Origin of the sequence: Serratia sp. X10 (assembly GCF_017811775.1) — a bacterium.
Classification (GTDB): Bacteria; Pseudomonadota; Gammaproteobacteria; order Enterobacterales; family Enterobacteriaceae; genus Serratia; species Serratia ureilytica.
Map to the genome: position 1 here is coordinate 94,521 of NZ_JAEIOH010000010.1, position 25,972 is coordinate 120,492.

22 protein-coding genes, 1 rRNA gene and 1 riboswitch are annotated in these 25,972 nt (G+C 59.6%); of the genes, 14 read left to right on the top strand and 9 right to left on the bottom strand.

Annotated features, from left to right (window positions below; all coding sequences use genetic code 11):
- The first annotated feature begins 44 nt into the window (after positions 1–44).
- Complete coding sequence (rpmE, locus tag J9788_RS23430) at positions 45–260, top strand: 50S ribosomal protein L31 (protein ID WP_004931078.1); 216 nt, start codon at positions 45–47, stop codon at positions 258–260.
- Between the two features lie 77 nt (positions 261–337).
- Here the strand turns inward: rpmE and metJ are convergent, their stop codons facing one another.
- Complete coding sequence (gene metJ / locus J9788_RS23435; protein WP_004931076.1) at positions 338–655, bottom strand: met regulon transcriptional regulator MetJ; 318 nt, start codon at positions 653–655, stop codon at positions 338–340.
- Between the two features lie 304 nt (positions 656–959).
- Here metJ and metB point away from each other — a divergent pair, with 304 nt between their 5' ends.
- From metB to metF, 3 genes are all read left to right on the top strand, one after another.
- Positions 960–2,120, top strand: coding sequence for a cystathionine gamma-synthase (gene metB, locus J9788_RS23440; protein ID WP_182265742.1), 1,161 nt, complete (start codon positions 960–962; stop codon positions 2,118–2,120).
- 2 nt (positions 2,121–2,122) lie between these two features.
- The gene (locus J9788_RS23445; RefSeq protein WP_182265741.1) at positions 2,123–4,558 is read left to right on the top strand and encodes a bifunctional aspartate kinase/homoserine dehydrogenase II; all 2,436 of its coding nucleotides are present in this window, start codon (positions 2,123–2,125) and stop codon (positions 4,556–4,558) included.
- A gap of 228 nt (positions 4,559–4,786) precedes the next feature.
- Positions 4,787–5,683 carry a methylenetetrahydrofolate reductase gene (gene metF, locus J9788_RS23450; RefSeq protein ID WP_004931071.1) on the top strand — a complete coding sequence of 299 codons (897 nt, stop codon included), beginning with the start codon at positions 4,787–4,789 and terminating at the stop codon, positions 5,681–5,683.
- Between the two features lie 102 nt (positions 5,684–5,785).
- Here the strand turns inward: metF and ppc are convergent, their stop codons facing one another.
- Both ppc and argE read right to left on the bottom strand, forming a co-directional pair.
- Positions 5,786–8,422 (bottom strand): phosphoenolpyruvate carboxylase, encoded by a 2,637-nt coding sequence (gene ppc / locus J9788_RS23455; RefSeq protein WP_046897405.1) that lies wholly within the window; start codon positions 8,420–8,422, stop codon positions 5,786–5,788.
- A gap of 258 nt (positions 8,423–8,680) precedes the next feature.
- On the bottom strand, positions 8,681–9,826 hold the full coding sequence (gene argE / locus J9788_RS23460; protein WP_182265740.1) for an acetylornithine deacetylase: 1,146 nt from the start codon (positions 9,824–9,826) through the stop codon (positions 8,681–8,683).
- A 216-nt stretch (positions 9,827–10,042) separates the two neighbouring features.
- Between argE and argC the strand changes: the two genes are divergently transcribed.
- The 4 genes from argC to argH all read left to right on the top strand — a co-directional run bounded on the left by argC (position 10,043) and on the right by argH (position 14,530).
- Positions 10,043–11,047, top strand: a complete 1,005-nt coding sequence (argC, locus tag J9788_RS23465) for an N-acetyl-gamma-glutamyl-phosphate reductase (RefSeq protein WP_025304655.1) — start codon at positions 10,043–10,045, stop codon at positions 11,045–11,047.
- Positions 11,048–11,067: 20 nt separating this feature from the next.
- Positions 11,068–11,841, top strand: coding sequence for an acetylglutamate kinase (argB, locus tag J9788_RS23470; RefSeq protein WP_016929723.1), 774 nt, complete (start codon positions 11,068–11,070; stop codon positions 11,839–11,841).
- Positions 11,842–11,866: 25 nt separating this feature from the next.
- The gene (locus tag J9788_RS23475) at positions 11,867–13,087 is read left to right on the top strand and encodes an argininosuccinate synthase (protein WP_004931061.1); all 1,221 of its coding nucleotides are present in this window, start codon (positions 11,867–11,869) and stop codon (positions 13,085–13,087) included.
- Between the two features lie 69 nt (positions 13,088–13,156).
- On the top strand, positions 13,157–14,530 hold the full coding sequence (gene argH / locus J9788_RS23480) for an argininosuccinate lyase (RefSeq protein ID WP_004931059.1): 1,374 nt from the start codon (positions 13,157–13,159) through the stop codon (positions 14,528–14,530).
- 33 nt (positions 14,531–14,563) lie between these two features.
- Here the strand turns inward: argH and J9788_RS23485 are convergent, their stop codons facing one another.
- From J9788_RS23485 to J9788_RS23500, 4 genes are all read right to left on the bottom strand, one after another.
- Positions 14,564–14,890 (bottom strand): type II toxin-antitoxin system HicB family antitoxin, encoded by a 327-nt coding sequence (locus J9788_RS23485; RefSeq protein WP_033652204.1) that lies wholly within the window; start codon positions 14,888–14,890, stop codon positions 14,564–14,566.
- Positions 14,877–15,137, bottom strand: coding sequence for a toxin HicA (locus tag J9788_RS23490; protein WP_182265739.1), 261 nt, complete (start codon positions 15,135–15,137; stop codon positions 14,877–14,879). Before J9788_RS23490 ends, J9788_RS23485 begins: the two co-directional genes overlap by 14 nt.
- A 162-nt stretch (positions 15,138–15,299) precedes the next feature.
- Entirely contained in the window at positions 15,300–16,748 is a 1,449-nt protein-coding gene (locus J9788_RS23495) for a dihydrolipoyl dehydrogenase (RefSeq protein ID WP_182265738.1), read from the bottom strand.
- Positions 16,749–16,820: 72 nt separating this feature from the next.
- Positions 16,821–17,552: a glutathione peroxidase gene (locus J9788_RS23500; RefSeq protein WP_015379403.1), complete on the bottom strand. Its 732-nt coding sequence runs from the start codon at positions 17,550–17,552 to the stop codon at positions 16,821–16,823.
- A gap of 151 nt (positions 17,553–17,703) precedes the next feature.
- Here J9788_RS23500 and oxyR point away from each other — a divergent pair, with 151 nt between their 5' ends.
- Positions 17,704–18,621: a DNA-binding transcriptional regulator OxyR gene (gene oxyR, locus J9788_RS23505; protein WP_033652202.1), complete on the top strand. Its 918-nt coding sequence runs from the start codon at positions 17,704–17,706 to the stop codon at positions 18,619–18,621.
- Here the strand turns inward: oxyR and sthA are convergent.
- Positions 18,604–20,001 carry a Si-specific NAD(P)(+) transhydrogenase gene (sthA, locus tag J9788_RS23510; RefSeq protein ID WP_004931047.1) on the bottom strand — a complete coding sequence of 466 codons (1,398 nt, stop codon included), beginning with the start codon at positions 19,999–20,001 and terminating at the stop codon, positions 18,604–18,606. The genes oxyR and sthA overlap by 18 nt on opposite strands.
- 218 nt (positions 20,002–20,219) lie before the next feature.
- Between sthA and fabR the strand changes: the two genes are divergently transcribed.
- Both fabR and J9788_RS23520 read left to right on the top strand, forming a co-directional pair.
- The gene (fabR, locus tag J9788_RS23515; protein ID WP_004931044.1) at positions 20,220–20,852 is read left to right on the top strand and encodes an HTH-type transcriptional repressor FabR; all 633 of its coding nucleotides are present in this window, start codon (positions 20,220–20,222) and stop codon (positions 20,850–20,852) included.
- Between the two features lie 15 nt (positions 20,853–20,867).
- A complete protein-coding gene (locus J9788_RS23520; RefSeq protein ID WP_182265768.1) occupies positions 20,868–21,239 on the top strand; it encodes a YijD family membrane protein in 372 nt (123 codons plus the stop codon).
- Positions 21,240–21,273: 34 nt separating this feature from the next.
- On the opposite strand, the gene trmA is transcribed toward J9788_RS23520, so the two are convergent.
- A complete protein-coding gene (gene trmA / locus J9788_RS23525; protein WP_046897403.1) occupies positions 21,274–22,377 on the bottom strand; it encodes a tRNA (uridine(54)-C5)-methyltransferase TrmA in 1,104 nt (367 codons plus the stop codon).
- 122 nt (positions 22,378–22,499) lie between these two features.
- A riboswitch (cobalamin riboswitch) is annotated at positions 22,500–22,713 on the top strand.
- 68 nt (positions 22,714–22,781) lie between these two features.
- Here trmA and btuB point away from each other — a divergent pair.
- From btuB to J9788_RS23540, 3 genes are all read left to right on the top strand, one after another.
- The gene (gene btuB / locus J9788_RS23530) at positions 22,782–24,674 is read left to right on the top strand and encodes a TonB-dependent vitamin B12 receptor BtuB (protein ID WP_046897404.1); all 1,893 of its coding nucleotides are present in this window, start codon (positions 22,782–22,784) and stop codon (positions 24,672–24,674) included.
- Positions 24,619–25,482 (top strand): glutamate racemase, encoded by an 864-nt coding sequence (gene murI / locus J9788_RS23535; protein WP_182265737.1) that lies wholly within the window; start codon positions 24,619–24,621, stop codon positions 25,480–25,482. The genes btuB and murI overlap by 56 nt, the downstream gene beginning before the upstream one ends.
- 373 nt (positions 25,483–25,855) lie before the next feature.
- Positions 25,856–25,972: ribosomal RNA gene (locus tag J9788_RS23540) — 16S ribosomal RNA — on the top strand; the annotation flags it as partial.

Genomic DNA, 25,972 nt, shown 5'->3' on the forward strand with positions numbered 1-25,972 from the left:
CGAAACAGGGCTGGATAGCGACACGGCCTTAACTGAGGTTTCCCATGAAACAAGGTATCCACCCAAAATACGAAGAAGTTACTGCTAACTGCTCTTGCGGTAACGTGATGAAGATCCGCTCCACCGTGGGCCACGATCTGAACCTGGACGTTTGTGGCGCATGCCACCCGTTCTACACTGGCAAGCAGCGTGATGTTGCTACCGGTGGCCGCGTTGACCGCTTCAACAAGCGTTTCAGCGTACCAGGCGCTAAGAAATAAGATTTCTTATCGACCGATGAAAAAGGCGCCCTGGGCGCCTTTTTTCTTTTCTGCCGCCGGCGTTCGCCGGGCGGTTCTCAATATTCCCAGGTGTCGGGATCGACACCCAGTTCGCGCATCAACGCTTTTGCGGCTTCCGGGATTTCATCGCTGCGCTCTTTACGCAGGTCTTCATCGTTCGGCAGCGGCTGGCCGGTAAAGGCATGCAGAAACGCTTCGCACAGAAGTTCGCTGTTGGTGGCGTGGCGCAGGTTGTTCACCTGGCGACGGGTCCGTTCGTCGGTGAGGATTTTCAGGACCTTCAGCGGAATGGATACCGTGATCTTTTTGACTTGCTCGCTTTTTTTACCGTGTTCAGCGTAAGGGCTGACATACTCGCCGTTCCACTCAGCCATGGGACACCTTAACTTTGTCAGAAAAATTACAAAATTCTAAAAACCGGCCAATTATGCCCGATCTTCACTGTTCTCACTAAATAAATGTCAATTTTACGCGACCAGGGTCACTGAATGCCCCGCTTCGGCCAGGCATTGCCGCTTAACATCTTATCGTCATGTCATATCGGCATAATTTTAGCGGGTATTGTGTCATTGCTCAATCTATACGCAAAGAAGTTTAGATGTCCAGATGTATTGACGTCTATCAATCCTGCGATTACTCTTTAGGCCTCATTCACCGAACCGAGAGCCGAGCGAGCCCATGACGCGTAAACCAGCCACGATTGCCGTACGCAGCGGCCTGAACGACGACGAACAGTACGGCTGCGTTGTCCCGCCGATTCATCTGTCCAGCACCTATAACTTTACCGACTTCAATCAACCCCGAGCTCATGACTACTCGCGCCGCGGCAACCCGACGCGCGACGTGGTGCAGCGCGCGTTGGCGGAGCTGGAAGGCGGCGCCGGCGCGGTGATGACCGGCAGCGGGATGTCGGCGATCCACCTGGTGACCACCGTACTGCTGAAGCCCGGCGATCTGCTGGTGGCGCCGCACGACTGCTACGGCGGCAGCTATCGGCTGTTCGACAGCCTGAGCAAACGCGGCGCTTATCGCGTGCTGTTCGTCGATCAAGGTAATGAAGAAGCCCTGCAACAGGCGCTGGCGCAAAAGCCGAAGCTGGTGTTGATAGAAAGCCCCAGCAATCCGCTGCTGCGGGTGGTGGACATCGCGGCGATCTGCGCTGCTGCGCACGCGGTGGGCGCGTTGACGGTGGTGGACAACACCTTCCTCAGCCCGGCCCTGCAACAGCCGATCGAACTCGGTGCCGATCTGGTGGTCCATTCTTGCACCAAATACCTGAACGGGCATTCGGACGTGGTGGCCGGCGCAGTGATCGCCAAAGATCCCGAGCTGGCGGTCGAGCTGGCCTGGTGGGCGAACAACATCGGCGTGACCGGCGGCGCGTTCGACAGCTATCTGTTGCTGCGCGGCATGCGCACGCTGTCGCCACGCATCAAGGCGGCGCAACAAAACGCTGAAGCGATTGTTGACTATTTACAGCAGCAACCGCTGGTGAAAAAGCTGTATCATCCTTCCCTGCCGGAGAATCCGGGGCATGAGATCGCCCGCCGTCAGCAGCGCGGTTTCGGCGCGATGCTGAGTTTTGAACTGGACGGCGATGAAGCGGTGCTGCGCCGTTTTCTCTCTGCCCTTGAGCTGTTTACTCTGGCAGAATCGCTGGGCGGCGTAGAAAGCCTGATCTCGCATGCGGCGACCATGACCCACGCCGGCATGGCGGCGGAGGCGCGGGCAGCGGCCGGCATCTCCGAGAGCCTGCTGCGCATTTCCGTGGGTATTGAAGACAGTGAAGATTTGATTGCCGATCTGGAACGCGCTTTCCAGGCGGCGGCAACGAGGTAAGCATGAATGCAATTGCTGTAGCAGGGCCGGTGAGCGGGCGTCAACTGCACAAGTTTGGCGGCAGCAGTCTGGCGGATGTGAAGTGTTATCTGCGTGTGGCCGGGATTATGGCGGAATACAGCCAGCCGGGCGACATGATGGTGGTATCGGCCGCCGGCAGTACCACCAACCAGTTGATCAGCTGGCTGAAGCTCAGCCAGAGCGATCGCCTGTCTGCGCACCAGGTGCAGCAGACGTTGCGTCGTTATCACAGCGATCTTATCAGCGGCCTGTTGCCGCCGGAAAGCGCCGAGCCGCTGATCGCCGAGTTCATTCAGGATCTGGAACGTCTGGCGGCGCTGCTGGACGGCAACGTCGACGAGGTGTGCTACGCCGAAGTGGTCGGGCACGGCGAGATTTGGTCGGCGCGCCTGATGGCGGCGGTGCTCAACCACCTGGACATGCAGGCGGCCTGGCTGGATGCGCGTGACTTCCTGCGCGCCGAGCGCGCCGCGCAGCCGCAGGTGGATGAAGGCCGTTCTTACCCGCTGTTGCAACAATTGATGGCCCAACACCCGGGTAAACGCCTGGTGGTGACCGGGTTCATTTCGCGCAACGACGCCGGGGAAACCGTGCTGTTGGGGCGTAACGGCAGCGATTACTCCGCCACTCAGGTCGGCGCGCTGGCCGGCGCTGCGCGCGTCACCATCTGGAGCGATGTGGCCGGGGTTTACAGCGCCGATCCGCGCAAGGTGAAAGACGCCTGCCTGCTGCCGCTGCTACGTCTGGACGAAGCCAGCGAGCTGGCGCGTCTGGCTGCGCCGGTGTTGCACACCCGTACCCTGCAGCCGGTCTCCGGTAGCGATATCGATCTTCAGCTGCGCTGCAGCTATCAGCCGGAGCAGGGCTCGACGCGCATCGAGCGCGTATTGGCTTCCGGCACCGGCGCCAAGATTGTCACCAGCCACGACGATGTGTGCCTGATTGAATTGCACGTCGCCGCTCAGCATGACTTCAAACTGGCGCAGAAAGAGTTGGATCTGGTGCTCAAGCGCGCGCAGATTAAACCGCTGGCGGTGGGTATCCACCCTGACCGCAACCTGGTGCAGCTGTGCTACACCTCCGAGGTGGTCAACAGCGCGCTGGCGACGCTGCAGGCCGCGGTGCTGCCAGGCGAGCTGCGCCTGCGCGAAGGGTTGGCGCTGGTGGCGATGGTCGGCGCCGGGGTGTGCAAGAACCCGCTGCACAGCCACCGTTTCTATCAGCAGCTGAAAGATCAGCCGGTCGAGTTTATCTGGCAGGCGGAAGATGGCATCAGCCTGGTGGCGGTATTGCGCCAGGGGCCGACCGCGCTGCTGATCCAGGGGCTGCACCAAAGCCTGTTCCGCGCCGAGAAGCGCATCGGTCTGGTGCTGTTCGGCAAGGGCAACATCGGCTCGCGCTGGCTGGAGCTGTTCGCCCGCGAGCAGACCAATATTTCCGCGCGCAGCGGCTTCGAATTTATCCTGGCGGGGGTGGTGGACAGCCGCCGCAGCCTGCTGAACTATGACGGGCTGGACGCCAGCCGCGCGCTGGCATTCTTTGAGGACGAAGCGCAGGAGCTGGATGAAGAATCGCTGTTCCTGTGGATGCGCGCGCACCCGTTCGACGATCTGGTGGTGCTCGACGTGACCGCCAGTGAAGAGCTGGCCGGGCAGTATCTGGATTTCGCCAGCTACGGTTTCCACGTGATCAGCGCCAACAAGTTGGCGGGGGCCTCGTGCAGCGACAGCTATCGCCAAATACGCGACGCCTTCGCCAAAACCGGCCGCCACTGGCTGTATAACGCCACCGTCGGCGCCGGCCTGCCGGTCAACCACACGGTGCGCGATCTGCGCGACAGCGGCGACAGCATTCTGGCGATCAGCGGCATCTTCTCCGGCACGCTCTCCTGGCTGTTCCTGCAGTATGACGGCACGGTGCCGTTTACCGAGCTGGTGGATCAGGCCTGGCAGCAGGGGCTGACCGAACCGGATCCGCGGGTCGATCTCTCCGGTCAGGACGTGATGCGCAAGCTGGTGATCCTGGCGCGCGAAGCGGGTTACGACATCGAGCCGAATCAGGTGCGGGTCGAGTCGCTGGTGCCGGCGGGCTGCGAGCTGGGCTCCGTCGATCAGTTCTTCGAGAACGGCGAGGCGCTGAATCAGCAGATGCAGCAGCGCTTTGAGGCCGCCAGTGAAATGGGCCTGGTGTTGCGCCACGTGGCGCGTTTCGACGCCAACGGCAAGGCGCGGGTCGGCGTGGAGGCGGTGCGCCCTGAGCATCCTCTGGCCTCGTTGCTGCCGTGCGACAACGTGTTTGCCATCGAAAGCCGCTGGTATCGCGATAATCCGCTGGTGATCCGCGGGCCGGGCGCCGGCCGCGATGTGACCGCCGGCGCGATCCAGTCAGACCTTAACCGATTGGCGCAGCTGCTTTAATTCTCTGCGGGCGCGGGCTCACCGCGCCCCTTAGCTTTTCCTGCCATACTTATCTTTGTCGCGATCATGAAATTCCCTCGTTGAGCGGGTGAGGATTAATCATCTTATTCCCCTCATTTTCCTGTTGACTCTTTAGCCAACATGCGGCATTTTCTATCTAGACGTCTAAACGTATAGACGCTCATCAAGATGAAATAAAAACAGTGATCGATAAGAGGTGAGCAGGGTATGAGTTTTTTCCACGCAAACCAGCGGGAAGCGCTGAATCAGAGTCTGGCGGAGTTGAACGGCCAGATTAACGTATCATTCGAGTTCTTCCCGCCACGCACCAGCGAGATGGAAGAGACCCTGTGGCAGTCGATCGATCGTCTGAGCATTCTCAAACCTAAATTCGTTTCCGTCACCTACGGCGCCAATTCCGGCGAGCGCGATCGCACCCACAGCATCATCAAAGGGATCAAGGAACGCACCGGCCTGGAGGCGGCGCCGCACCTGACCTGCATCGACGCCAGCCCGGCGCAGCTGCGCGACATCGCGACCGATTACTGGAACAGCGGCATCCGCCATATCGTGGCGCTGCGCGGCGATCTGCCGCCGGGCGGCGGCAAGCCGGACATGTACGCGACCGATCTGGTGGCGCTGCTGAAAGACGTGGGTGACTTCGACATTTCCGTCGCCGCTTACCCGGAAGTGCACCCGGAGGCGAAGAGCGCCCAGGCCGATTTGATTAACCTGAAACGCAAGATCGATGCCGGCGCCAGTCGCGCGATTACCCAGTTCTTCTTCGACGTTGAGAGCTACCTGCGCTTTCGCGACCGCTGCGTCGCCGCCGGTATCGACGTGGAAATCGTGCCGGGCATTCTGCCGGTGTCCAACTTCAAGCAGCTGCAGCGCTTCGCCACCATGACCAACGTGCGGGTGCCAAGCTGGATGACCAGCATGTTCGAAGGGCTGGACGACGATGCGGAGACCCGCAAAATGGTCGGCGCCAACATCGCCATGGACATGGTGAAGATCCTGAGCCGCGAAGGGGTGAAAGATTTCCACTTCTATACTCTGAACCGCGCCGAGATGAGCTACGCCATCTGCCACACGCTGGGCGTGCGACCGGTGGCCGCCGCCTGACGGGATTGCTCCATTGACAAGGGCGCCGCTTTACCGCGGCGCTTTTTTTGTGGGGGGGACATAAAAAAACGGCCCCGATAAACGGGGCCGCGATGAGGTTCACTAGCCGGTGTTGCGCATCCCGGCGGCGACGCCGGCGATGGTAACCATCAGCGCCTGCTCCACGCGGGCGTCCGGCTGCTCCTGCTGGCGCGAACGGTGCAGCAATTCGGCCTGCAAGACGTTCAACGGGTCGGTATAGACGTTGCGCAGTGCGATGGATTCGGCGATCCACGGCAGGTCTTCCATCAGGTGTGCATCGTTGGCGATGGTCAGCACTACCTTGATGTCGCTTTCCAGCTGATCGCGCAACTGTTGGCCCAGCGGCCACAGCGATTTACCCACCAGGCGCTGATCGTAGTATTCCGCCAGCCACAGGTCGGCTTTGGCGAACACCATTTCCAGCATGGCGATGCGGGTGGAGAAGAACGGCCAGTCGCGACACATCGCCTCCAGCTCCGCCTGTTTGCCGGCTTTCACCGCTTCCTGCAATCCGGCGCCGGCACCGAGCCAGGCCGGCAGCATCAGGCGGTTCTGCGTCCAGGCGAAGATCCACGGAATGGCGCGCAGGCTCTCTACGCCGCCGTTCGGTTTGCGCTTGGCCGGGCGTGAGCCCAGCGGCAGTTTGCCCAGCTCCAGCTCCGGCGTGGCCGCGCGGAAGTAAGGCACGAAGTCCGGGTTTTCACGCACGTAGCCGCGATACATTCGGCAGGAGGTCTCGGACAGGTCGTCCATCAGCGCTCGCCATTCTTTCTTCGGTTCCGGCGGCGGCAGCAGGTTGGCCTCGAGGATCGCGCCGGCATACAGCGCCAGGCTGCTGATGGTGACTTCCGGCAGGCCGAACTTGAAGCGGATCATCTCGCCCTGTTCGGTGACGCGCAGGCCGCCCTTCAGGCTGCCCGGCGGCTGCGACAGCAGCGCCGCATGCGCCGGAGCGCCGCCGCGGCCGATGGAGCCGCCGCGGCCGTGGAACAGCGTCAGCGCCACGCCGGCCTTTTCACAGGTTTTGATCAGCGCGTCCTGCGCGCGGTATTGCGCCCAGGAAGCGGCCATCACGCCGGCGTCTTTCGCCGAGTCGGAATAGCCGATCATCACCATCTGTTTGCCCTGGATGAAGCCGCGATACCAGTCGATGTTCAGCAACTGGGTCATTACGTCGTCGGCGTTGTTCAGGTCGTCGAGGGTTTCGAACAGCGGGGCGACCGGCAGCGCGAACGGGCAGCCGGCCTCTTTCAGCAGCAGGTGCACCGCCAGCACGTCGGAAGGCGTGCGCGCCATCGAAATCACATAGGCGGCGATCGAGCCCTGCGGCGCTTCGGCAATCACCCGGCAGGTTTCCAGCACTTCCTGCGTGTCGGCGCTCGGTTGCCATTTCAGCGGCACCAGCGGGCGTTTGGAGTTCAGTTCGCGGATCAGGAACGCCTGTTTATCGGCTTCCGACCAGCTTTCATAGTCGCCCAGCCCCAGATAGCGGGTCAGCTCGGCGATGGCTTCGGTATGGCGGGTGCTCTCCTGACGCACGTCGATGCGCACCAGCGGCACGCCGAAGCAGCGCACGCGGCGCAGGGTATCCAGCAGTTGACCATTGGCGATGATGCCCATGCCGCAGGCCTGCAGCGACTGGTAGCAGGCATACAGCGGCTCCCACAGCTGCTCGTTGTTCACCAGCAGGTCGTGCGGTTTCAGCACGCGCTCGCCCTTCAGGCGACCTTCCAGATAAGCCTGGGAACTCATCAGCTGGCTGCGCAGCTGCTTCATGATTTCGCGGTAAGGCTCCTGCACCTCATCGCCGCCGGCGCGGGCGCGCAGCTCCGGGGTGCACTCGGTCATCGACAGCTCGGAGACCAGCACCTGGATGTCGCGGGTAAACAGGTCGCAGGCTTTCCAGCGGCTGAGCAGCAGCACATGGCGGGTAATTTCGGCGGTGACGTTCGGGTTGCCGTCGCGGTCGCCGCCCATCCAGGAGGTGAAGCGCACCGGCACCGCTTCTACCGGCAGGCTGTAATCGATGGAGTTTTCCAGCTGTTCGTTGAATTCGCGCAGGAACGCCGGCACGCCTTCCCACAGGCTGTTTTCCACGACGGCAAAACCCCATTTGGCTTCGTCGATCGGGGAAGGGCGGTGTTTGCGAATTTCATCGGTGTGCCACGACTGAGCCACCAGCTGGCGCAGGCGGCGCATGATCTTGTTGCGCTCGTAGTCGGCCAGATCGTTGTGATCGAGCTGGCTGAGGCAGGTGTTGACCTCCACCAGCTTGTGGATCAGGGTGCGGCGGGTGATCTCCGTCGGGTGCGCCGTCAGCACCAGCTCGATGGAGAGTTGCGACACCGCGTGCTGCAGCTCTTTGTCGCTGAGCTTTTTGTCTTTGAGGCGGCTGAACAGTTGAGCCAGCGCTTCCGGATTGCTGGCGGCTTCGCCGTTGGGCGAAATGCTGTGGTACTGCTCGGCGACGTTGGTCAGGTTGAGGAACTGGCTGAAGGCACGCGCCACCGGCAGCAGCTCGTCGTTGGACAAGTTCTGCAGGGTGGAGAGCAGCTCCTGGCGATGCGCTTCGTTGCCGGCGCGTGAGGATTTGGAAAGCTTACGGATGGTCTCAACGCGATCGAGAATATGCTCGCCCAGCGCTTCTTTGATGGTATCGCCGAGCAATTTGCCGAGCATACTGACATTACTGCGCATTGCCGAATATTGTTCGTTCATATAACCCCTGACCCAGTTCTGTATGATTTTTATCTTGTAAATAAATTTCACGCGTCGGGCGCAGACCGCCTGCCTGATCCCATCGCGTTCCTGTCCAGTCGTCCAATTGACACTATTTTTAGCAAAAAAACATCAAAATCGGCGCATTTTCTGAAATTTAATTACGCCGCGTGGGTTATCAGCGTGGCTTATTTCGCTGTCTTCTACTTATTTTGAGTTAGGGGGAGCATAAAGCATTTCCCCTGTTAAATGTCGGGTTTATTGCCGACAAAAGTGACTGACCAGCTGACCCAGCAGTTTGCGCGTCGGTTCGATAAACGCGGTGTCGATGTATTCGTCCGGTTGGTGAGCCTGATCGATGGAACCGGGGCCGAGCACCAGGGTCGGGCATACCTGTTGCACGAACGGCGCTTCGGTGCAGTAGTTGACCACCTGCGTGCGGGTGCCCAGCAGCTCCTCGATCACCGCCACCATGCGGTGGTCGGTCGGGCACTCGTAGCCCGGCACCGACGCGTGCAGCTCTTCGATGGTCAGGCGGCCCGGCCAGCGTTGGCTTACCGGCTCCAGCGCCTGATGCATCAGTTCGTTGATGTTGTCGAGCGTCATGCCGGGCAGCGGGCGGATATCCAGGTGCAGTTCGCAACAGGCGCAGATGCGGTTGGCCGCGTCGCCGCCGCTGATATGGCCGAAGTTCATGGTGGGATAAGGCACGGCGAACGCCGGATTGTTGTAGCGCTCCTGCAGGGTCTTGCGCAGCTCCATCAGGCGGCCGATGGACTCGTGCATCAGATCGATGGCGTTGACGCCGCGCGCCGGATCGCTGGAGTGGCCGGACTGGCCGACGATGCGAATGGCGTTGGCCATGTGGCCCTTGTGCGCGCGCACCGGCTGCAGCGAGGTCGGCTCGCCGATGATGGCGAAATCCGGACGAATGGCGGTAGAGGCGGCGAAGTAACGCGCGCCGGCCATCGTCGTTTCTTCATCTGCGGTGGCTAAAATGTACAACGGCTTGGTCAGCTTGCTCGCGTCGATATCGCGCACCGCATCCAGAATAAAGGCGAAGAAGCCTTTCATGTCGGCGGTGCCCAGCCCGTAGAGCTTGTTGTCGTGCTCGGTCAGGGTGAAGGGATCGCGCGTCCAGCGACCTTCGTCGTAAGGCACCGTATCGGTGTGGCCGGCCAGCAGCAGGCCGCCGCTGCCTTCGCCGATGCTGGCCAGCAGGTTGAATTTGTGGCGCGACCCCGGCACCGGCTGTACGTCGACGCGAAAGCCCAGGTCGGCAAACCATCCGGCCAGCAAGTTGATTAACGCCTCATTGCTCTGATCGAGGCCGGCATCGGTGGCGCTGATCGAAGGAGTGGCGATCAACGCCCGGTACAGCTCAATAAATGGAGGTAATTTCATCTTCACTGTTGACAGCCTTTGGTTAGGATAGTATCAATATTCATGCATTTATTTTGAATAAAAATACAGTAAGCCGAAGCGTAAGGGAACCCGATGCCCGGATGTTTATAAAAGCATCAACGCCTGGCTCCGTGGGTGAACGGCGCAACAACGCTGGCTAGCCCTGTTACCTGGGTCGCAAGCGACCGCACGTCAGTTTAGAAGGTGAAAGGCCACATGTTGAATACGCTGATCGTTGGTGCCAGCGGTTACGCCGGAGCGGAGCTCACGGCTTACCTGAATCGCCACCCACACATGAACATAACCGCTTTAGCGGTTTCAGCGCAAAGTGCAGATGCAGGAAAGTTGCTTTCCGATCTCCATCCCCAGTTGAAAGGCATCGTCGATCTGCCGCTGCAGCCGTTGACCGACGTCGCCAAGGCGGCGCAAGGCATCGATGTAGTGTTCCTCGCCACCGCCCATGAAGTCAGCCACGATATCGCACCGGCTTTCCTGGCGGCGGGCTGCGTGGTGTTCGATCTGTCCGGCGCCTTTCGCGTGCAGGACGCCGGTTTTTATAGCCAGTACTACGGTTTCGAACATCAGCATGGCGCCCTGCTGGAGCAGGCGGTGTACGGCCTGGCGGAGTGGCAGAGCGACAAGATTAAACAGGCGCAGCTGATAGCGGTGCCGGGCTGTTACCCGACGGCGGCGCAGCTGGCGCTGAAACCGTTGATCGAAAAACAGCTGCTGAATCTGGATCAGTGGCCGGTGATCAACGCCACCAGCGGCGTTAGCGGCGCCGGGCGCAAGGCCAGCATGACCACCAGCTTCTGCGAAGTGAGTCTGCAGCCGTACGGTATTTTCACTCACCGGCATCAGCCGGAGATCGCCGCGCACCTTGGCGTGCCGGTCATCTTTACGCCGCACCTGGGCAATTTCCCGCGCGGTATCCTTGAAACCATCACCTGCCGGCTGAAAGCCGGCGTGACCGCGCAGGACGTCGCGGCCGCCTATCATGCCGCCTATGACGACAAGCCGCTGGTGCGGCTGTACGACCAGGGCGTGCCGGCGCTGAAAGCGGTGGTGGGGCTGCCGTTCTGCGACATCGGTTTTGCGGTGCAGGGCGAGCATCTGATCGCCGTGGCGGTGGAAGACAATCTGCTGAAAGGCGCGGCGGCGCAGGCGGTGCAATGCCTGAATATCCGTTTTGGCTTCCCGGAAACCCAATCACTCCTTTAAACCAGCGTGAGTAAACAGCAATGAACCCGTTAATTATCAAGTTAGGTGGCGTGTTATTAGACAGTGAAGAAGCGCTGGAGCGTCTGTTTACCGCGTTGGACAGCTACCGGCAGCAGCATCAGCGTCCGCTGGTGATCGTGCACGGCGGCGGTTGCGTGGTGGACGAACTGATGAAGCAGCTCGCTTTGCCGGTGGTGAAAAAGAACGGCCTGCGGGTCACGCCGGCCGATCAGATCGACATCATCACCGGCGCGCTGGCCGGCACCGCCAACAAAACGCTGCTGGCGTGGGCGATTAAACACCAAATCAACGCCGTCGGCCTGAGCCTGGCGGACGGCGGCAGCGCGGTCGTGACCCCGCTCGATCCGGCATTGGGCCACGTCGGCAACGCGCAGCCCGGTTCGCCCGCGCTGCTCAATACCCTGCTGGGCGCCGGCTATCTGCCGGTTATCAGCTCCATCGGCATCACCGCCGAAGGGCAGTTAATGAATGTGAACGCCGATCAGGCGGCGACGGCGCTGGCGGCGACGCTGGGGGCGGACCTTATCCTGCTGTCGGACGTCAGCGGCATCCTCGACGGCAAGGGCCAACGCATTGCGGAAATGACGGCGCAAAAAGCGGAACAACTGATCGCGCAAGGCATCATCACCGATGGTATGGTGGTGAAGGTGAATGCGGCGCTCGACGCTGCCCGCACCCTCGGCCGCCCGGTGGATATCGCCAGCTGGCGCCATGCCGATCAGCTTCCTGCTTTGTTTAACGGCGTGTCGATTGGCACCCGGATCCTCGCTTAATTTTAGAATTAGAAAGGAATAGATCATGCAAAACCAAGGCATCAAAAAAATCGTTCTGGCGTACTCCGGCGGCCTGGATACCTCGGCCATCATTCCATGGCTGAAAGAGAACTACGGCGGCTGTGAAGTGGTGGCGTTCGTGGCGGACATCGGCCAGGAGCGCAGCGATCTGGAAGGCGTGGAGCAAAAAGCCCTGCAGTCCGGTGCCTCTGAATGTCACGTGGTCGATCTGCGTGAAGAATTTATCCGCGATTACGTTTATCCGGTGCTGCAGACCGGCGCCCTGTACGAGGGCAGCTACCTGCTGGGCACCTCGATGGCGCGGCCAATCATCGCCAAGGCGCAGGTCGAGCTGGCGTTGAAAGTGGGTGCAGACGCGCTGTGCCACGGCGCGACCGGCAAAGGCAACGATCAGGTGCGTTTCGAAACCACCTACACCGCGCTGGCGCCGCAGCTGAAAGTGGTAGCGCCGTGGCGCGAGTGGAACCTGCGTTCCCGTGAAGCGCTGCTGGATTACCTGAAAGAGCGCAATATCCCGACCACCGCATCGCTGGAGAAAATCTACAGCCGCGATGAGAACGCCTGGCACATCTCCACCGAAGGCGGCGTGCTGGAAAGCCCGTGGAACGCGCCAAACAAGGATTGCTGGGTATGGACCGTCGATCCGCAGGAAGCGCCGGACCAGCCTGAGCAGGTGACCGTTACCGTCGAGAAAGGCCGCGTCGTGGCGGTTAACGGTAAAGCGCTGTCGCCGTACCAGTGCCTGGAAACCCTGAACGCGCTGGGCGCCAAGCACGGCGTCGGCCGTATCGACATCGTGGAAAACCGTCTGGTGGGCATCAAATCCCGCGGCTGCTATGAGACCCCGGGGGGCACCATCATGGTGGCGGCGCTGCGCGCCATCGAGCAGCTGGTGCTGGATCGCGACAGCTTCAAATGGCGCGAGCAGCTGGGCCTGGAGATGTCCTATGTGGTGTACGACGGCCGCTGGTTCGCGCCGCTGCGCCGCTCGCTGCAGGCCTCTGCCGAAGCATTGGCTGAAGAGGTGAACGGTGAAGTGGTGCTGCAGCTGTACAAAGGCCAGGTGACGGCGACCCAGAAAAAATCCGCCAACAGCCTGTACTCCGAAGAGTTCGCCACCTTCGGTGAAGACGAAGTTTACGATCACAGCCACGCGGGCGGCTTTATCCGCCTGTTCTCTCTGTCTTCACGCATCCGCGCGTTGAACGAGAAAAAGAATAAATAACCGATTGGCGTGACTCTGCAAGGGCGCAGCATGCTGCGCCCTTTCGCATAAAAATTCAGGAGTAAAGGTATGGCACTTTGGGGCGGACGGTTCACTCAGGCGGCGGATCAGCGGTTCAAGCAACTCAACGATTCGCTGCGGTTCGATTATCGCCTGGCGGAGCAAGATATCGTGGGCTCGGTGGCCTGGTCGAAGGCGCTGGTGACCGTTAACGTGTTGACGGCAACGGAGCAACAGCAGCTGGAGCAGGCGCTGAATGCCTTGCTGACGGAAGTCCAGGCCGATCCTTTGGCGATCGTGCAAAGCGATGCCGAAGACATCCACAGCTGGGTGGAGCAGAAGCTGATCGAGAAGGTCGGCGATTTGGGCAAGAAGCTGCACACCGGCCGCAGCCGCAACGATCAGGTCGCGACCGATCTGAAGCTGTGGTGCAAACAGCAGATCGGCGATCTGCATCAGGCGATCGTCCAGCTGCAGCAGGCGCTGGTGGAGACCGCCGAAGCCAACCAGGATGCGGTGATGCCGGGGTATACCCATCTGCAACGCGCGCAGCCGGTGACGTTTGCGCACTGGTGCCTGGCCTATGTCGAGATGCTGGCGCGCGATGAAAGCCGCCTGCAGGATACCCTGAAACGGCTGGACGTCAGCCCGCTGGGCAGCGGTGCGCTGGCCGGCACCGCGTATCCTATCGATCGCGAGCAGCTGGCCGGTTGGCTGGGCTTCGCCTCGGCGACCCGCAACAGCCTGGACAGCGTATCCGATCGCGATCACGTGCTGGAGCTGCTGTCCAACGCCGCCATCAGCATGGTGCACCTGTCGCGCTTCGCCGAAGATCTGATCTTCTTCAACAGCGGCGAGGCGGCGTTTGTCGAGCTGTCTGACCGCGTGACCTCCGGCTCTTCGCTGATGCCGCAGAAGAAAAACCCGGACGCGCTGGAGCTGATCCGCGGCAAGTGTGGCCGCGTACAGGGCGCGCTGACCGGCATGATGATGACGCTGAAAGGCCTGCCGCTGGCGTATAACAAAGACATGCAGGAAGACAAAGAAGGGCTGTTCGACGCGCTCGACACCTGGATGGACTGCCTGCAGATGGCGGCGCTGGTGCTGGACGGCATTCAGGTGAAGCGCCCGCGCTGCCGGGAAGCGGCGGAGCAGGGTTATGCCAACGCCACTGAGCTGGCGGACTACCTGGTCGCCAAAGGCGTGCCGTTCCGCGAAGCGCACCACATCGTCGGCGAGGCGGTGGTAGAAGCGATTCGCCAGGGCAAACCGCTGGAAGCGCTGCCGCTGGCGGATTTGCAGCAGTTCAGCGCGACGATCGGCGATGACGTCTATCCGATCCTGGCGTTACAATCCTGCCTGGACAAACGTGCGGCCAAAGGCGGCGTCGCGCCGCAGCAGGTGGCCGCGGCAATCGCCGCAGCGAAACAGCGTTTGGCTTGACGACGAGGGCGGCCTGGCGCCGCCCTTGAACCGTTACCCCGCCAGGCGTGCGCAGAGATAACGGTTCAGGCTAACGCCTTCTTCCATCGCGCCGATCGCCAGCCGGCGATGCTGTTCCGGCGTCATTCGCAGCACCAGTTTGCCGCTGAAATTTTTCTCCGCCAAAGCCTGCGGCGGCGTTTCGCCTTGTGCCAGCATGTCGGCGATCGTTTCGCTCACCACTTTCTCGATACCCTCCAATGCGCCGGTACGCGTGGCGGCCAGCCAGGACAACGAGGGGAATTCGGCGCACAGCCCGACATATTCACGGTCTTGCGCTGACCAGGTGATGCGATAGGTATAGTGTTCATGCTTTTCCATGTTCTTCCTCCATTCTGGACAGTGCGGCGATGACCTGCTTAACCTGATATGCCTTGGCCGCGCCGTTGTTGCCGCGTTGGATATTGATGCGCGGATCGCCTGGCCAGGGCATGCGATAAACGTGATGGCTGCTACCGTTTATGCGCGGCGGCCCAAACCATCGCACGCAGATTTTCGCTAACTCGGCGAATTTGATGCTGTTCTGCCGCAGTTGCAAATCAGCGATGTCATCCCTGATCTCGTTCATGCTGCCTCCATTTTAGTATTATTATTGATATCACCTCAATATCGAAGCATAAAAAATGAGCGCAGGAGGGCCGTGAGGCAAGAGGAGGGAGGAAAATCTGGAAAGCGCTGCGCAAAAAAAACGGGCCTGAAGGCCCGGTAGATGTGAACTGAGAAGGGGGCGTTATTCGCCCGGACAGCGCTGACAGCGCTCGATTTCGGCCGTGCCGAGTTTGAGCTTCGCCTGCAGGTCGCGCAGCGCAGTGCGCAAGCCTTCTTCGATCACCGGATGATAGAACGGCATGTCCAGCATCTGATCGACGGTCATCTGCAGTTGGTGCGCCCAGGCTAACAGGTGCGCAATGTGTTCGGCGTCCGGACCGATCATTTCCGCACCGAGGAAACGGCCGGTGCCTTGCTCGCCGTAAACGTGCAGAACGCCCTTGTTGCGCAGCATCACTCGCGAGCGGCCCTGATTCTCAAACGAGACCTTGCCCACTTCAAAACAGCCGCAGGCGCTGAACTTCTCGCTCAGCTCGCGGAAGGTCGAGCCGACCATGGCGATCTGCGGATCGGAGAATACCACCGAAATCGCGCTGCGGCGCAGACCCGGAGTGATCTCCGGGAAGCTGCCGGCGTTGGCGCCGGCGATGCGCGCCTGATCGCTGGCCTCATGCAACAGCGGCAGCTGGTTGCTGGCGTCGCCGGCGATAAAGATATGCGGCACGCTGGTTTGCATCGTCAGGCGGTCGGCCAGCGGCACGCCTCGAGCGTCGAGCTGCAGGCCGGTGTTTTCGAGACCCAGCCGGTCGACGTTGGGGCGGCGGCCGGTGGCGGCCAGCACGTAGTCCACCAGGATCTCCTGCGACTGGCCCTGCAGATCCTGATAGCGGATAAATACGCGGTCGCCTTCGCGCTGCATCATCTCCACTTTCACGTCGGCGTCGAGGTAGAACTCTTCCCCCAGCGCCTTCGCAGCGTAATCGCGCACGGCGCTGTCGGTCAGCGGCCCGACGGCGCCGCCGATGCCGAAGACTTTGGTGTCGACGCCGAGGCGGTGCAGCGCTTGCCCCAGCTCCAGCCCGATCACGCCGGGGCCGAATACCGCCATGGACTGCGGCAAGTCATCCCAGTTGAACAGATCGTCGTTGACGATCAGGCGATCGCCCAGTTCATTCCACGGCGCCGGCCAGCTGGGGCGAGAGCCGGTGGCGATCACGATGCGCTGCGCCACGATGCGCGTATGGTCATCGACCTGCAGCGTGTTGTCGTCGATAAAGCGGGCATAGCCCTGAATTTTGTCGGCGGCCGGGATCTCGTCCACGCCTTCCAGCACGAAGCCGACGAAACGATCGCGTTCGCGTTTGACGCGCGCCATCACCTCGCGTCCGTTGATACGCGTTTTGCCGGTTGGGTGCACGCCAAAGCCCGGCGCACGTTCGATTTGATGCACCGCTTCGGCGGCGGCGATCAATAATTTGGATGGCATGCAGCCAACGCGCGCACAGGTGGTGCCGTAAGGCCCGCCTTCAATCATCACCACGCTGGGGGTAGACAGTTTGGCCGCGCGATAGGCGCCGAGCCCTGCGGTGCCGCCGCCGATGACCGCGACATCAACGTTCAACAGTTTCATATCCGCTCCTGAAAGGTAAAAAAAGGGCGGGCCGTAGCCCGCCAAAGTTCACGTTGGCTTTGTTATTACTTATTAAGCTGACAGGAATGTTTCCAGATCGTCGCTGCCGCCGATGTGACGGCCGCCGATGAATACCTGCGGCACCGTAGCGCGGCCGCTGACGGCGCGCAGGCTGACGGTGGTGGCGTCTTTGCCCAGCACGATCTCTTCATACTGAATGCCGCGCTCTTGCAGCATCTGCTTGGCTTTGGCGCAGAATGGGCAGCCCGGTTTGGTGAACAGGGAGACCGATTCCTGCACTTTGAATTCCGGCGCCAGGTATTTCAGCATGGTGTCGGCGTCGGACACTTCAAACGGGTCGCCCGGCTTGTTCGGCTCGACAAACATTTTCTCGACCACGCCGTTGCGTACCAGCATCGAGTAGCGCCATGAACGAGGGCCAAAGCCCAGATCCGCTTTCTCGACCAGCATGTTCATGCCTTTGGTGAATTCACCGTTGCCGTCCGGCACGAAGGTGATGTTTTCCGCATGTTGGTCGGCTTTCCAGGCGTTCATGACGAAGGTGTCGTTCACGGAGACGCAAAGAATGCTGTCGACGCCGTGCTGCTTGAATACGCTGGACAGTTCGTTGTAGCGCGGCAGGTGGCTCGAAGAACAGGTCGGCGTGAACGCGCCCGGCAGCGAGAAAACAATGACGGTTTTGTTTTTGAACAGGTCATCAGTGGTCACATCAATCCATTGGTCGCCCTGACGGGTGTGGAAAGTAACCTGAGGAACTTTCTTGCCTTCTTGACTGGTAAACATTGATTAACCCCTTAATTAGGAAAAATAATTTTTAGCATTTAGCGCGATATCGCTTCGTTGGGACACATTATTGTCGCTGGGGCTTGATAGATCTAATCGCTCATTGCTATCTTATCTATCGCCATGAGCTATCATGGAATGGAGGGAAACAATGAATATTCGTGATTTAGAGTATCTGGTCGCCTTGGCCGAGCACCGGCACTTCCGCCGCGCGGCCGATTCATGCCATGTAAGCCAACCCACGCTGAGCGGACAGATCCGCAAGCTGGAAGACGAGTTGGGCGTCATGCTGCTCGAACGCACCAGCCGCAAGGTGCTGTTCACTCAGGCAGGTCTGTTGCTGGTGGAGCAGGCGCGCACCGTGCTGCGAGAAGTGAAAGTATTGAAGGAGATGGCCAGCCAGCAGGGCGAAGCCATGTCCGGACCGTTGCACATCGGCCTGATCCCGACCGTGGGGCCTTATCTGCTGCCGCAGATCATCCCGACGCTGCACAAAACGTTCCCGAAACTGGAAATGTACTTGCACGAAGCGCAAACCCATCAGCTGCTGGCGCAACTCGACAGCGGCAAACTGGACTGCGCCATTCTGGCATTGGTGAAGGAAACCGAGGCGTTTATCGAAGTGCCTTTGTTCGATGAACCGATGAAGCTGGCGGTGTACTCCGATCACCCGTGGGCGCAGCGCGAGCGCGTGCCGATGCCGGATTTGGCGGGTGAGAAACTGCTGATGCTGGAGGATGGCCACTGCCTGCGCGATCAGGCGATGGGCTTCTGCTTCCAGGCGGGCGCGGACGAAGATACCCACTTCCGCGCCACCAGTCTGGAAACGCTGCGCAATATGGTCGCGGCCGGCAGCGGCATTACCCTGCTGCCGTCACTGGCGGTACCGCCGCAGCGCGAACGCGACGGCGTCTGCTATCTGGATTGCTACAAGCCGGAGCCGAAGCGCACCATCGCGCTGGTGTACCGCCCCGGCTCCCCTTTGCGCAGCCGTTATGAGCAACTGGCCGAGGCGATCCGCGAACACATGCAGGGCTACATCGACAGCGCGTTAAAACAGGCGGTTTAAGCCGTTTAGCGCCGCCACCCGGTAGGCTTCGGCCATGGTCGGATAGTTGAAGGTCGTATTAACGAAATACTCGATAGTATTGCCTTCACCTTTCTGTTCCATGATCGCCTGGCCGATGTGGATGATCTCCGCCGCACGCTCGCCGAAGCAGTGGATCCCGAGGATCTGCAGGGTGTCGCGATGGAACAGGATCTTCAGGCTGCCGACGTTCATCCCGGCTATCTGCGCGCGCGCCAGATGCTTGAACTGGGCGCGGCCCACTTCATACGGCACCTTCATCGCCGTCAGTTCCTGCTCGGTTTTGCCGACAGAGCTGATTTCCGGAATGGTGTAGATGCCGGTCGGGATATCTTCGATTAAGTGACCGCTGGCTTCGCCGGAGGCGATCGCTTGCGCGGCGATGCGGCCCTGATCGTAGGCGGCGGAAGCCAGGCTCGGATAGCCGATCACGTCACCGACCGCATAAATGTGCGACAGCGCGGTTTGATACATGCTGTTCACTTTCAGCAACCCGCGGCTGTCCGACTCCAGGCCGACGTTCTCCAATCCCAGCGAATCGGTGTTGCCGGTACGGCCGTTGGCGTACAGCAGGCAGTCCGCTTTCACCTTCTTGCCGGACTTCAGGTGCACGATCACGCCGTCTTCGGTGCCTTCGATCTTCTCGAATTCTTCGTTGTGGCGGATCACCACGCCGTTGTTCCAGAAGTGGTAAGAGAGCGAATCCGACATCTCCTGATCGAGGAACGCCAGCAGACGATCGCGGGTGTTGATCAGATCGACCTTGACGTTCAGGCCGCGGAAGATGGACGCATACTCGCAGCCGATCACCCCGGCGCCGTAAATGATCACGTGGCGCGGCTCATGGCTCAGCTCGAGAATGGAATCGCTGTCGTAGATGCGCGGATGGTTGAAATCGACGCTGGCCGGATGGTAAGGGCGCGAGCCGCAGGCGATCACGATGTGATCGGCGCGGATGGTGTCCTGGGTGCCGTCCATGTAGCTGACGCTGACGGTGTTGGCGTCGATGAAGCGCGCGTCGCCGGCGAACAGTTTGCACTGGTTCCGCTCATAGAACCCTTGGCGCATTCGGGTCTGCTGGCTGATGACGTTATCGGCGTGGCGTAAAATGTCAGGGAAGGTCGCGCTGAGCGTGCGCGAGTTGTTGTAAAGCGGGTTCTGGTTGAATTCGATAATGCGGCTGACGGCGTGGCGGAGGGCTTTGGAGGGGATGGTGCCCCAATGAGTACATCCGCCGCCTACGTTATTGTACCGTTCGATAACGGCCACGCGGGCGCCTTGTTTCACCAGCCCCATGGCGGCACCTTCACCACCAGGGCCCGAGCCAATCACAATGGCATCAAATTGATAGTGCTGTTGCATGTAGGAGAGACCTGTTTTTTTATACAAGATTACAACGGTATCTTAACATCATAGCGCTGCTCACCCAATCACCATTAGGCTTTTTGAGTCAAAGCACAATCGGCTCAGGGCGGAAGTGTGATAGAGCGCGTTAGTATAAATGCTGTTGCAATAAAATTTGCTATATTGCCGAGTCTAGGGCGTTAGACTGAGAAAATGGAACCTATCCGGATATGCATATGGGCGTCAGAGCACAACAAAAAGAACGGACTCGTCGTTCCCTGATCGAAGCCGCTTTCAGCCAGCTGAGCGCCGAACGCAGCTTCGCCAGTCTGAGCCTGCGGGAAGTTTCACGTGAGGCGGGCATCGCACCCACGTCGTTTTATCGCCATTTCCGCGATGTGGACGAGTTGGGGCTGACCATGGTGGACGAAAGCGGTCTGATGCTGCGTCAGTTGATGCGCCAGGCGCGCCAACGCATCGCCAAGGGCGGCAGCGTGATCCGCACCTCGGTGTCCACCTTTATGGAATTTATCGGTAACAACCCGAACGCCTTCCGCCTGCTGCTGCGCGAGCGCTCCGGCACGTCGGCGGCATTCCGTGCGGCGGTGGCGCGCGAGATCCAGCATTTCATCGCCGAACTGGCGGACTACCTCGAGTTGGAAAATCACATGCCGCGCAGCTTTACCGAAGCGCAGGCCGAAGCGATGGTCACCATCGTGTTCAGCGCCGGCGCGGAAGCGCTGGATATCGACGTCGAGCAGCGGCAGCAGCTGGAAGAACGGCTGGTGCTGCAACTGCGGATGATCTCCAAAGGGGCGTATTACTGGTATCGTCGCGAACAAGAAAAAGCTTCTGTGTCCCACGTATAAAAAAGGTAAAAAATGATGGAAAAACCAGGCCGTGAAAATGGCACCTTACTGCTGGCGTTGATTGCCGGCCTTTCGATCAACGGTTCCTTTGCTGCGCTGTTCAGCTCGGTGGTGCCGTTTTCGATCTTCCCGCTGATCGCGTTGGTGCTGGCGGTGTACTGCCTGCATCAGCGTTACCTGAACCGCGCCATGCCGGACGGCATGCCGAAGCTGGCGGCGGCCTGTTTCTTGCTGGGGGTGCTGTTGTACAGCGCCATCGTGCGCGCCGAGTACCCGCTGATCGGCTCCAACTTCCTGCCGTCGGTGCTTTGCGTGGCGCTGGTGCTGTGGATTGGGGTCAAACTGAAGGCGCGCAAGGCGCCGGATGCGCCGACTCAAGAATCGTAATGAAACGGGGCGCCATCATGGCGCCCCTGTCATATCAGCGGTGCTTTTCCAGCAACACGCCGCATTCCATGTGATGGGTATAAGGGAACTGATCGAACAGCGCCAGACGGCTGACCCGGTGGGTGGCCTGCAGCGTTTCCAGGTTGGCGCACAACGTTTCCGGATTGCACGAAATATACAGAATGCGCGGGTAAGCCTGCACCATCTTCACCGTTTCATCGTCCAGCCCGCTGCGCGGCGGATCGACGAAAATCGTCTCGCAGTTGTAGCCGCTCAGATCGATGCCTTTCAACCGGTTGAATTCGCGTACTCCGTTCATCGCCTGAGTGAAGTCTTCCGCCGCCATGCGGATGATCTGCACGTTGTCGATATGGTTGGCGGCGATGTTGTACTGCGCCGCCGCCACCGACGGTTTGGCGATCTCGGTCGCCAGCACGCGCTCGAAATTGCGCGCCAGCGCCAGCGAGAAGTTGCCGTTGCCGCAGTACAGCTCCAGCAAATCGCCTTTGGAACCGGCGGTGACCGCCAATGCCCACTCCAGCATCTGCACGTTCATGGCCGCGTTGGGCTGAGTGAAACTGTTTTCCACCTGGCGATAAATCATGTCGCGGCCGGCGACCGGCAGCACTTCGTCAACATAATCTTGGTCGAGCATGATCTTGGTCTTCGATGCTCGGCCGATCAGCTGCAGGTCGAAACCCTGCGCGCGCAGCTCGTCGCGCAACTGCTCGGCGCGCCGTTGCCAAACGTCATCCAGCTTGCGGTGATACAGCAGCGAAGCGATGATTTTGCCGCTTCGCGTCGACAGATAATCTATCTGGAACAGCTTGTGGCGCAGGATCGGCTCGGGTTTCAGCGCGGCGATCAGGGCGGTCATCAGGCGATTGATCAGCTCGCTGGCCGCCGGAAACTGATCGACGCGAATACGCTGCTTGGTCTGCTGATCGAACATGATGTGATACATGTCTTCCGCGTCGTGCCAGATGCGGAATTCGGCGCGCATGCGGTAGTGGTCGACTGGCGAGCGGAACACTTCCGGCTCGGGCGCCGCGAACGGTGACATCAACCTCTTCAGGCGGGTGACTTTCTCCGCCAGTTGGTCATCGTAACGTTCAATAGGCAAATTCTCGGGCGTCATGTGTTTCTTCTCGTCAGGCAAATTTGATCAGCGGGGATTGTAGGGAATCAGCCCGTGAAGTCCAGTTTTGTCGCGTTTATTATTTGTAACATTAATGGCAGTCTAGACATCTATTTGCATTGATCGTAGCATTGCCGTCCGGCCTCAAGCAGCGAGTGAAAAGGGAATCCGGTGTGAATCCGGAGCTGACGCGCAGCGGTAAGGGGAAGTCACGGCGATAGCGTTTCGACGCAGACACTGTCCACTGCAGGATGGGAAGTCATCGCCCGTTGCCGGTCGCGCCCTGCGGCCCGCAAATCCCAAGCCCGAAGACCTGCCGGTGTTACGTCGCAATGTCCGTGGCCGTCGCGAACTACCGGCCATGATCCTGCGGCATCCGCCAATTAAGTTTGGATGCTTTTCTCATGACAATTACAAAAAATACGCTGCTGGCGGTGGTCTCTTCCGTCACGGCTTTTTCTGGATGGGCGCAAGACAACACCACAGCCACGAATGGAGATAACCTGGTGGTTACCGCCAACCGATTCCCGCAGCCGGTTTCTTCCGTGCTGGCGCCGACCACCATCGTCACTCGCAACGATATCGATCGCTGGCAGGCCAAGAGCCTGACCGACGTGATGCGCCGTTTGCCGGGCGTGGACATTGCGCAGAATGGCGGCCTGGGGCAGCAAAGTTCGCTGTTTATTCGCGGCACCAACTCCAGCCACGTGCTGGTGCTAATTGACGGCATTCGCCTTAATCAGGCGGGCGTCAGCGGCTCTTCTGACCTTAGCCAAATCCCGATTTCGTTGGTGCAGAAAGTCGAATACATCCGCGGCCCGCGCTCGGCGGTATACGGTTCCGACGCCATCGGCGGCGTAGTCAACATCATTACCACCCGTGAAAAGAACGGCACCACGCTCTCAGCCGGCGTCGGCTCCAACGGCTATCAATCCTATGACGCGTCGACCCAACAGCAGTTAGGCGACAGCACCGTGGCGACGGTGGCGGGGAACTACACCTATACTAAAGGGTATAATGTTGTAGCGAACTTGCCGGATAGCTTCGGCAATCCTGCACAGCCTGACCGCGACGGCTTTATGAGCAAATCTCTGTATGGCGGCATTGAACACAAGTTCAATGAGGCGTTCAGCGGCTTTGTTCGCGGTTATGGTTATGACAATCGCACGGCCTATGACGGTAACTACAGTTATTCGGATCCGGCGCATTCGGATGCGTTGCCTGACACTCGCCAACTCTATAGCCAAAGCTGGGATAGCGGTCTGCGCTATCAGGACGGCATCTATGCTACGCAGTTGATCGCGAGCTATAGCCATACCAAAGACTATAACTACGATCCCAAATACGGCCCTTATTCTGCGTCTGCAACCTTGGATGACTCCACGCAATACAATGTGCAGTGGGGTAATACGTTCCAGGTTGCTCAAGGCCATATCAGTACGGGTGTCGATTGGCAGAATCAGAAAATCGAGCCGGGTACGGCTTACATCACTGAGAGCAAGAGCCAACGTAATACCGGACTTTATCTGACGGCGCAGCAACAAGTGGATGCCTTTACCTTAGAAGGCGCGGTGCGCGGTGACGATAACTCGCAGTTTGGTTGGCATGGCACTTGGCAAACCAGCGTGGCTTGGGAATTTGTTGAGGGCTATCGCGCCATCGCGTCTTATGGCACTGCGTTTAAAGCGCCGAATTTGGGGCAGCAGTACGGCAGCTTTGGCGGCAACGCGGATTTGAAACCGGAAGAAAGCAAACAGTGGGAAGGGGGCTTTGAGGGGCTGACTGGCCCGGTCACCTGGCGCGTCACCGGTTATCGCAATGATATAGATAATCTGATCAGCTATGCATCAAGCGGTTCAGGTTCAGCCTATTACAATGTTAATCAGGCAAGGATTAAAGGTGTTGAAGCGACGGCGTCTTTTGATACCGGCCCGCTGACGCATCAGATTGGTTATGACTATGTCGATCCCCGCAACGCCAAGACCAACGAAGTGCTGTTGCGTCGTGCCAAACAACAGGTGAAGTATGAACTGGACTGGCAGCTGTACGACTTTGACTGGGCGGTGACCTATCAGTATCTTGGAGAGCGCTACGACGGTGATTACAGCGGCTACACTACCCGTACGGTTAAACTTGGCGGCGTGAGCCTGTGGGATCTCGCAGTTTCGTATCCGGTCACATCTCATCTGACAGTTCGTGGTAGAATTGCCAACCTGTTTGATAAAGATTATGAGACGGCCTATGGCTACGCTACTCCAGGAAGAGAATACTACCTCACTGGAAGCTATACCTTCTAACAGTACCGCCACACCTCGCCCGACGGTGCTGGTTTTCGATTCCGGCGTCGGCGGGTTGTCGGTATATCAGGAGATTCGGCAGTTGCTGCCGGATCTCCACTATATATACGCTTTCGACAACGTGGCGTTCCCCTACGGCGAGAAGTCCGAAGAGTTTATCGTTGAGCGCGTGCTGGAGATAGTTGGCGCGGTGCAGCAGCGTCATCCTCTGGCGATTGTCGTCATTGCCTGCAATACCGCCAGCACTGTTTCCTTGCCGGCCCTGCGCGAGCGTTTCAGTTTCCCGGTCGTGGGCGTGGTGCCCGCCATCAAACCGGCGGCCCGTCTTACCGTTAACGGCATTGTCGGCCTGTTGGCGACCCGCGGCACCGTACAGCGCAGCTACACCCACGAACTGATTTCCCGTTTCGCCACCGACTGCAAGATTGAACTGCTGGGCTCTTCAGAACTGGTGGAGCTGGCGGAAGCCAAGCTGCATGGCGAAGCAGTGCCGCTGCCGGTGCTGAAGAAGATCCTGCATCCGTGGCTGAGCATGCGCGAGCCGCCGGATACGGTCGTGCTGGGCTGCACCCATTTCCCTCTGTTAGCTGAAGAGCTGATGCAGGTGTTGCCGGAAGGCACCCGGCTGGTGGATTCCGGTGCGGCGATAGCCCGTCGCACCGCCTGGCTCATCTCTACGCAGGAAAATCTGGTTTCGAGCCAGGAAGAGAATCTGGCGTATTGCATGGCGTTAAATGAAGATACTGATGCTTTATTGCCCGTTTTGCAGGGCTACGGCTTTAAATCGTTGAAAAAACTGCCGTTTTAACGGCGTTTTGGTTAAACATTCAACGGTCGGAAAAAATATTGAAAATAGGGGTTGCGGCCTGCCGAGAACTCCCTATAATGCGCCTCCACTGACCGGGAACAACGACTGACAAGCCGCCGGGTCAGCGAGAGGAAAGCGAAATAAACGCTTGACTCTCCGGGTGAAAAGCGTAGTATACGCAGCCCGCGCCGATGAGTTTCTCGGCACTGCTCTTTAACAATTTATCAGACAATCTGTGTGGGCACTCCACAAGACGATATCCAGCATCTTCGGGTGCAAAAAAATATCAAGTCTTGAAGAGTGACTAACTGAAGTAAAATTCATGCAGTAAATCTTTGAGCATCGCTTCTCGAGTGGAAGCACATCAAGCTTTTAATTGAAGAGTTTGATCATGGCTCAGATTGAACGCTGGCGGCAGGCTTAACACATGCAAGTCGAGCGGTAGCACAGGGGAGCTTGCTCCCCGGGTGACGAGCGGCGGACGGGTGAG

Bases quoted from the DNA above. Each gene is read 5' to 3' on its own strand.
- J9788_RS23445 (WP_182265741.1), top strand. From the start codon at position 2,123: ATGAATGCAATTGCTGTAGCAGGGCCGGTGAGCGGGCGTCAACTGCAC.
- sthA (WP_004931047.1), bottom strand. From the start codon at position 20,001: ATGCAACAGCACTATCAATTTGATGCCATTGTGATTGGCTCGGGCCCT.
- argB (WP_016929723.1), top strand. From the start codon at position 11,068: ATGAACCCGTTAATTATCAAGTTAGGTGGCGTGTTATTAGACAGTGAA.
- J9788_RS23485 (WP_033652204.1), bottom strand. From the start codon at position 14,890: ATGGAAAAGCATGAACACTATACCTATCGCATCACCTGGTCAGCGCAA.
- J9788_RS23495 (WP_182265738.1), bottom strand. From the start codon at position 16,748: ATGAAACTGTTGAACGTTGATGTCGCGGTCATCGGCGGCGGCACCGCA.
- metJ (WP_004931076.1), bottom strand. From the start codon at position 655: ATGGCTGAGTGGAACGGCGAGTATGTCAGCCCTTACGCTGAACACGGT.
- J9788_RS23520 (WP_182265768.1), top strand. From the start codon at position 20,868: ATGGAAAAACCAGGCCGTGAAAATGGCACCTTACTGCTGGCGTTGATT.
- J9788_RS23475 (WP_004931061.1), top strand. From the start codon at position 11,867: ATGCAAAACCAAGGCATCAAAAAAATCGTTCTGGCGTACTCCGGCGGC.
- metB (WP_182265742.1), top strand. From the start codon at position 960: ATGACGCGTAAACCAGCCACGATTGCCGTACGCAGCGGCCTGAACGAC.
- trmA (WP_046897403.1), bottom strand. From the start codon at position 22,377: ATGACGCCCGAGAATTTGCCTATTGAACGTTACGATGACCAACTGGCG.
- metF (WP_004931071.1), top strand. From the start codon at position 4,787: ATGAGTTTTTTCCACGCAAACCAGCGGGAAGCGCTGAATCAGAGTCTG.
- btuB (WP_046897404.1), top strand. From the start codon at position 22,782: ATGACAATTACAAAAAATACGCTGCTGGCGGTGGTCTCTTCCGTCACG.
- oxyR (WP_033652202.1), top strand. From the start codon at position 17,704: ATGAATATTCGTGATTTAGAGTATCTGGTCGCCTTGGCCGAGCACCGG.
- argE (WP_182265740.1), bottom strand. From the start codon at position 9,826: ATGAAATTACCTCCATTTATTGAGCTGTACCGGGCGTTGATCGCCACT.
- murI (WP_182265737.1), top strand. From the start codon at position 24,619: ATGGCTACGCTACTCCAGGAAGAGAATACTACCTCACTGGAAGCTATA.
- rpmE (WP_004931078.1), top strand. From the start codon at position 45: ATGAAACAAGGTATCCACCCAAAATACGAAGAAGTTACTGCTAACTGC.
- J9788_RS23490 (WP_182265739.1), bottom strand. From the start codon at position 15,137: ATGAACGAGATCAGGGATGACATCGCTGATTTGCAACTGCGGCAGAAC.
- ppc (WP_046897405.1), bottom strand. From the start codon at position 8,422: ATGAACGAACAATATTCGGCAATGCGCAGTAATGTCAGTATGCTCGGC.
- fabR (WP_004931044.1), top strand. From the start codon at position 20,220: ATGGGCGTCAGAGCACAACAAAAAGAACGGACTCGTCGTTCCCTGATC.
- J9788_RS23500 (WP_015379403.1), bottom strand. From the start codon at position 17,552: ATGTTTACCAGTCAAGAAGGCAAGAAAGTTCCTCAGGTTACTTTCCAC.
- argH (WP_004931059.1), top strand. From the start codon at position 13,157: ATGGCACTTTGGGGCGGACGGTTCACTCAGGCGGCGGATCAGCGGTTC.
- argC (WP_025304655.1), top strand. From the start codon at position 10,043: ATGTTGAATACGCTGATCGTTGGTGCCAGCGGTTACGCCGGAGCGGAG.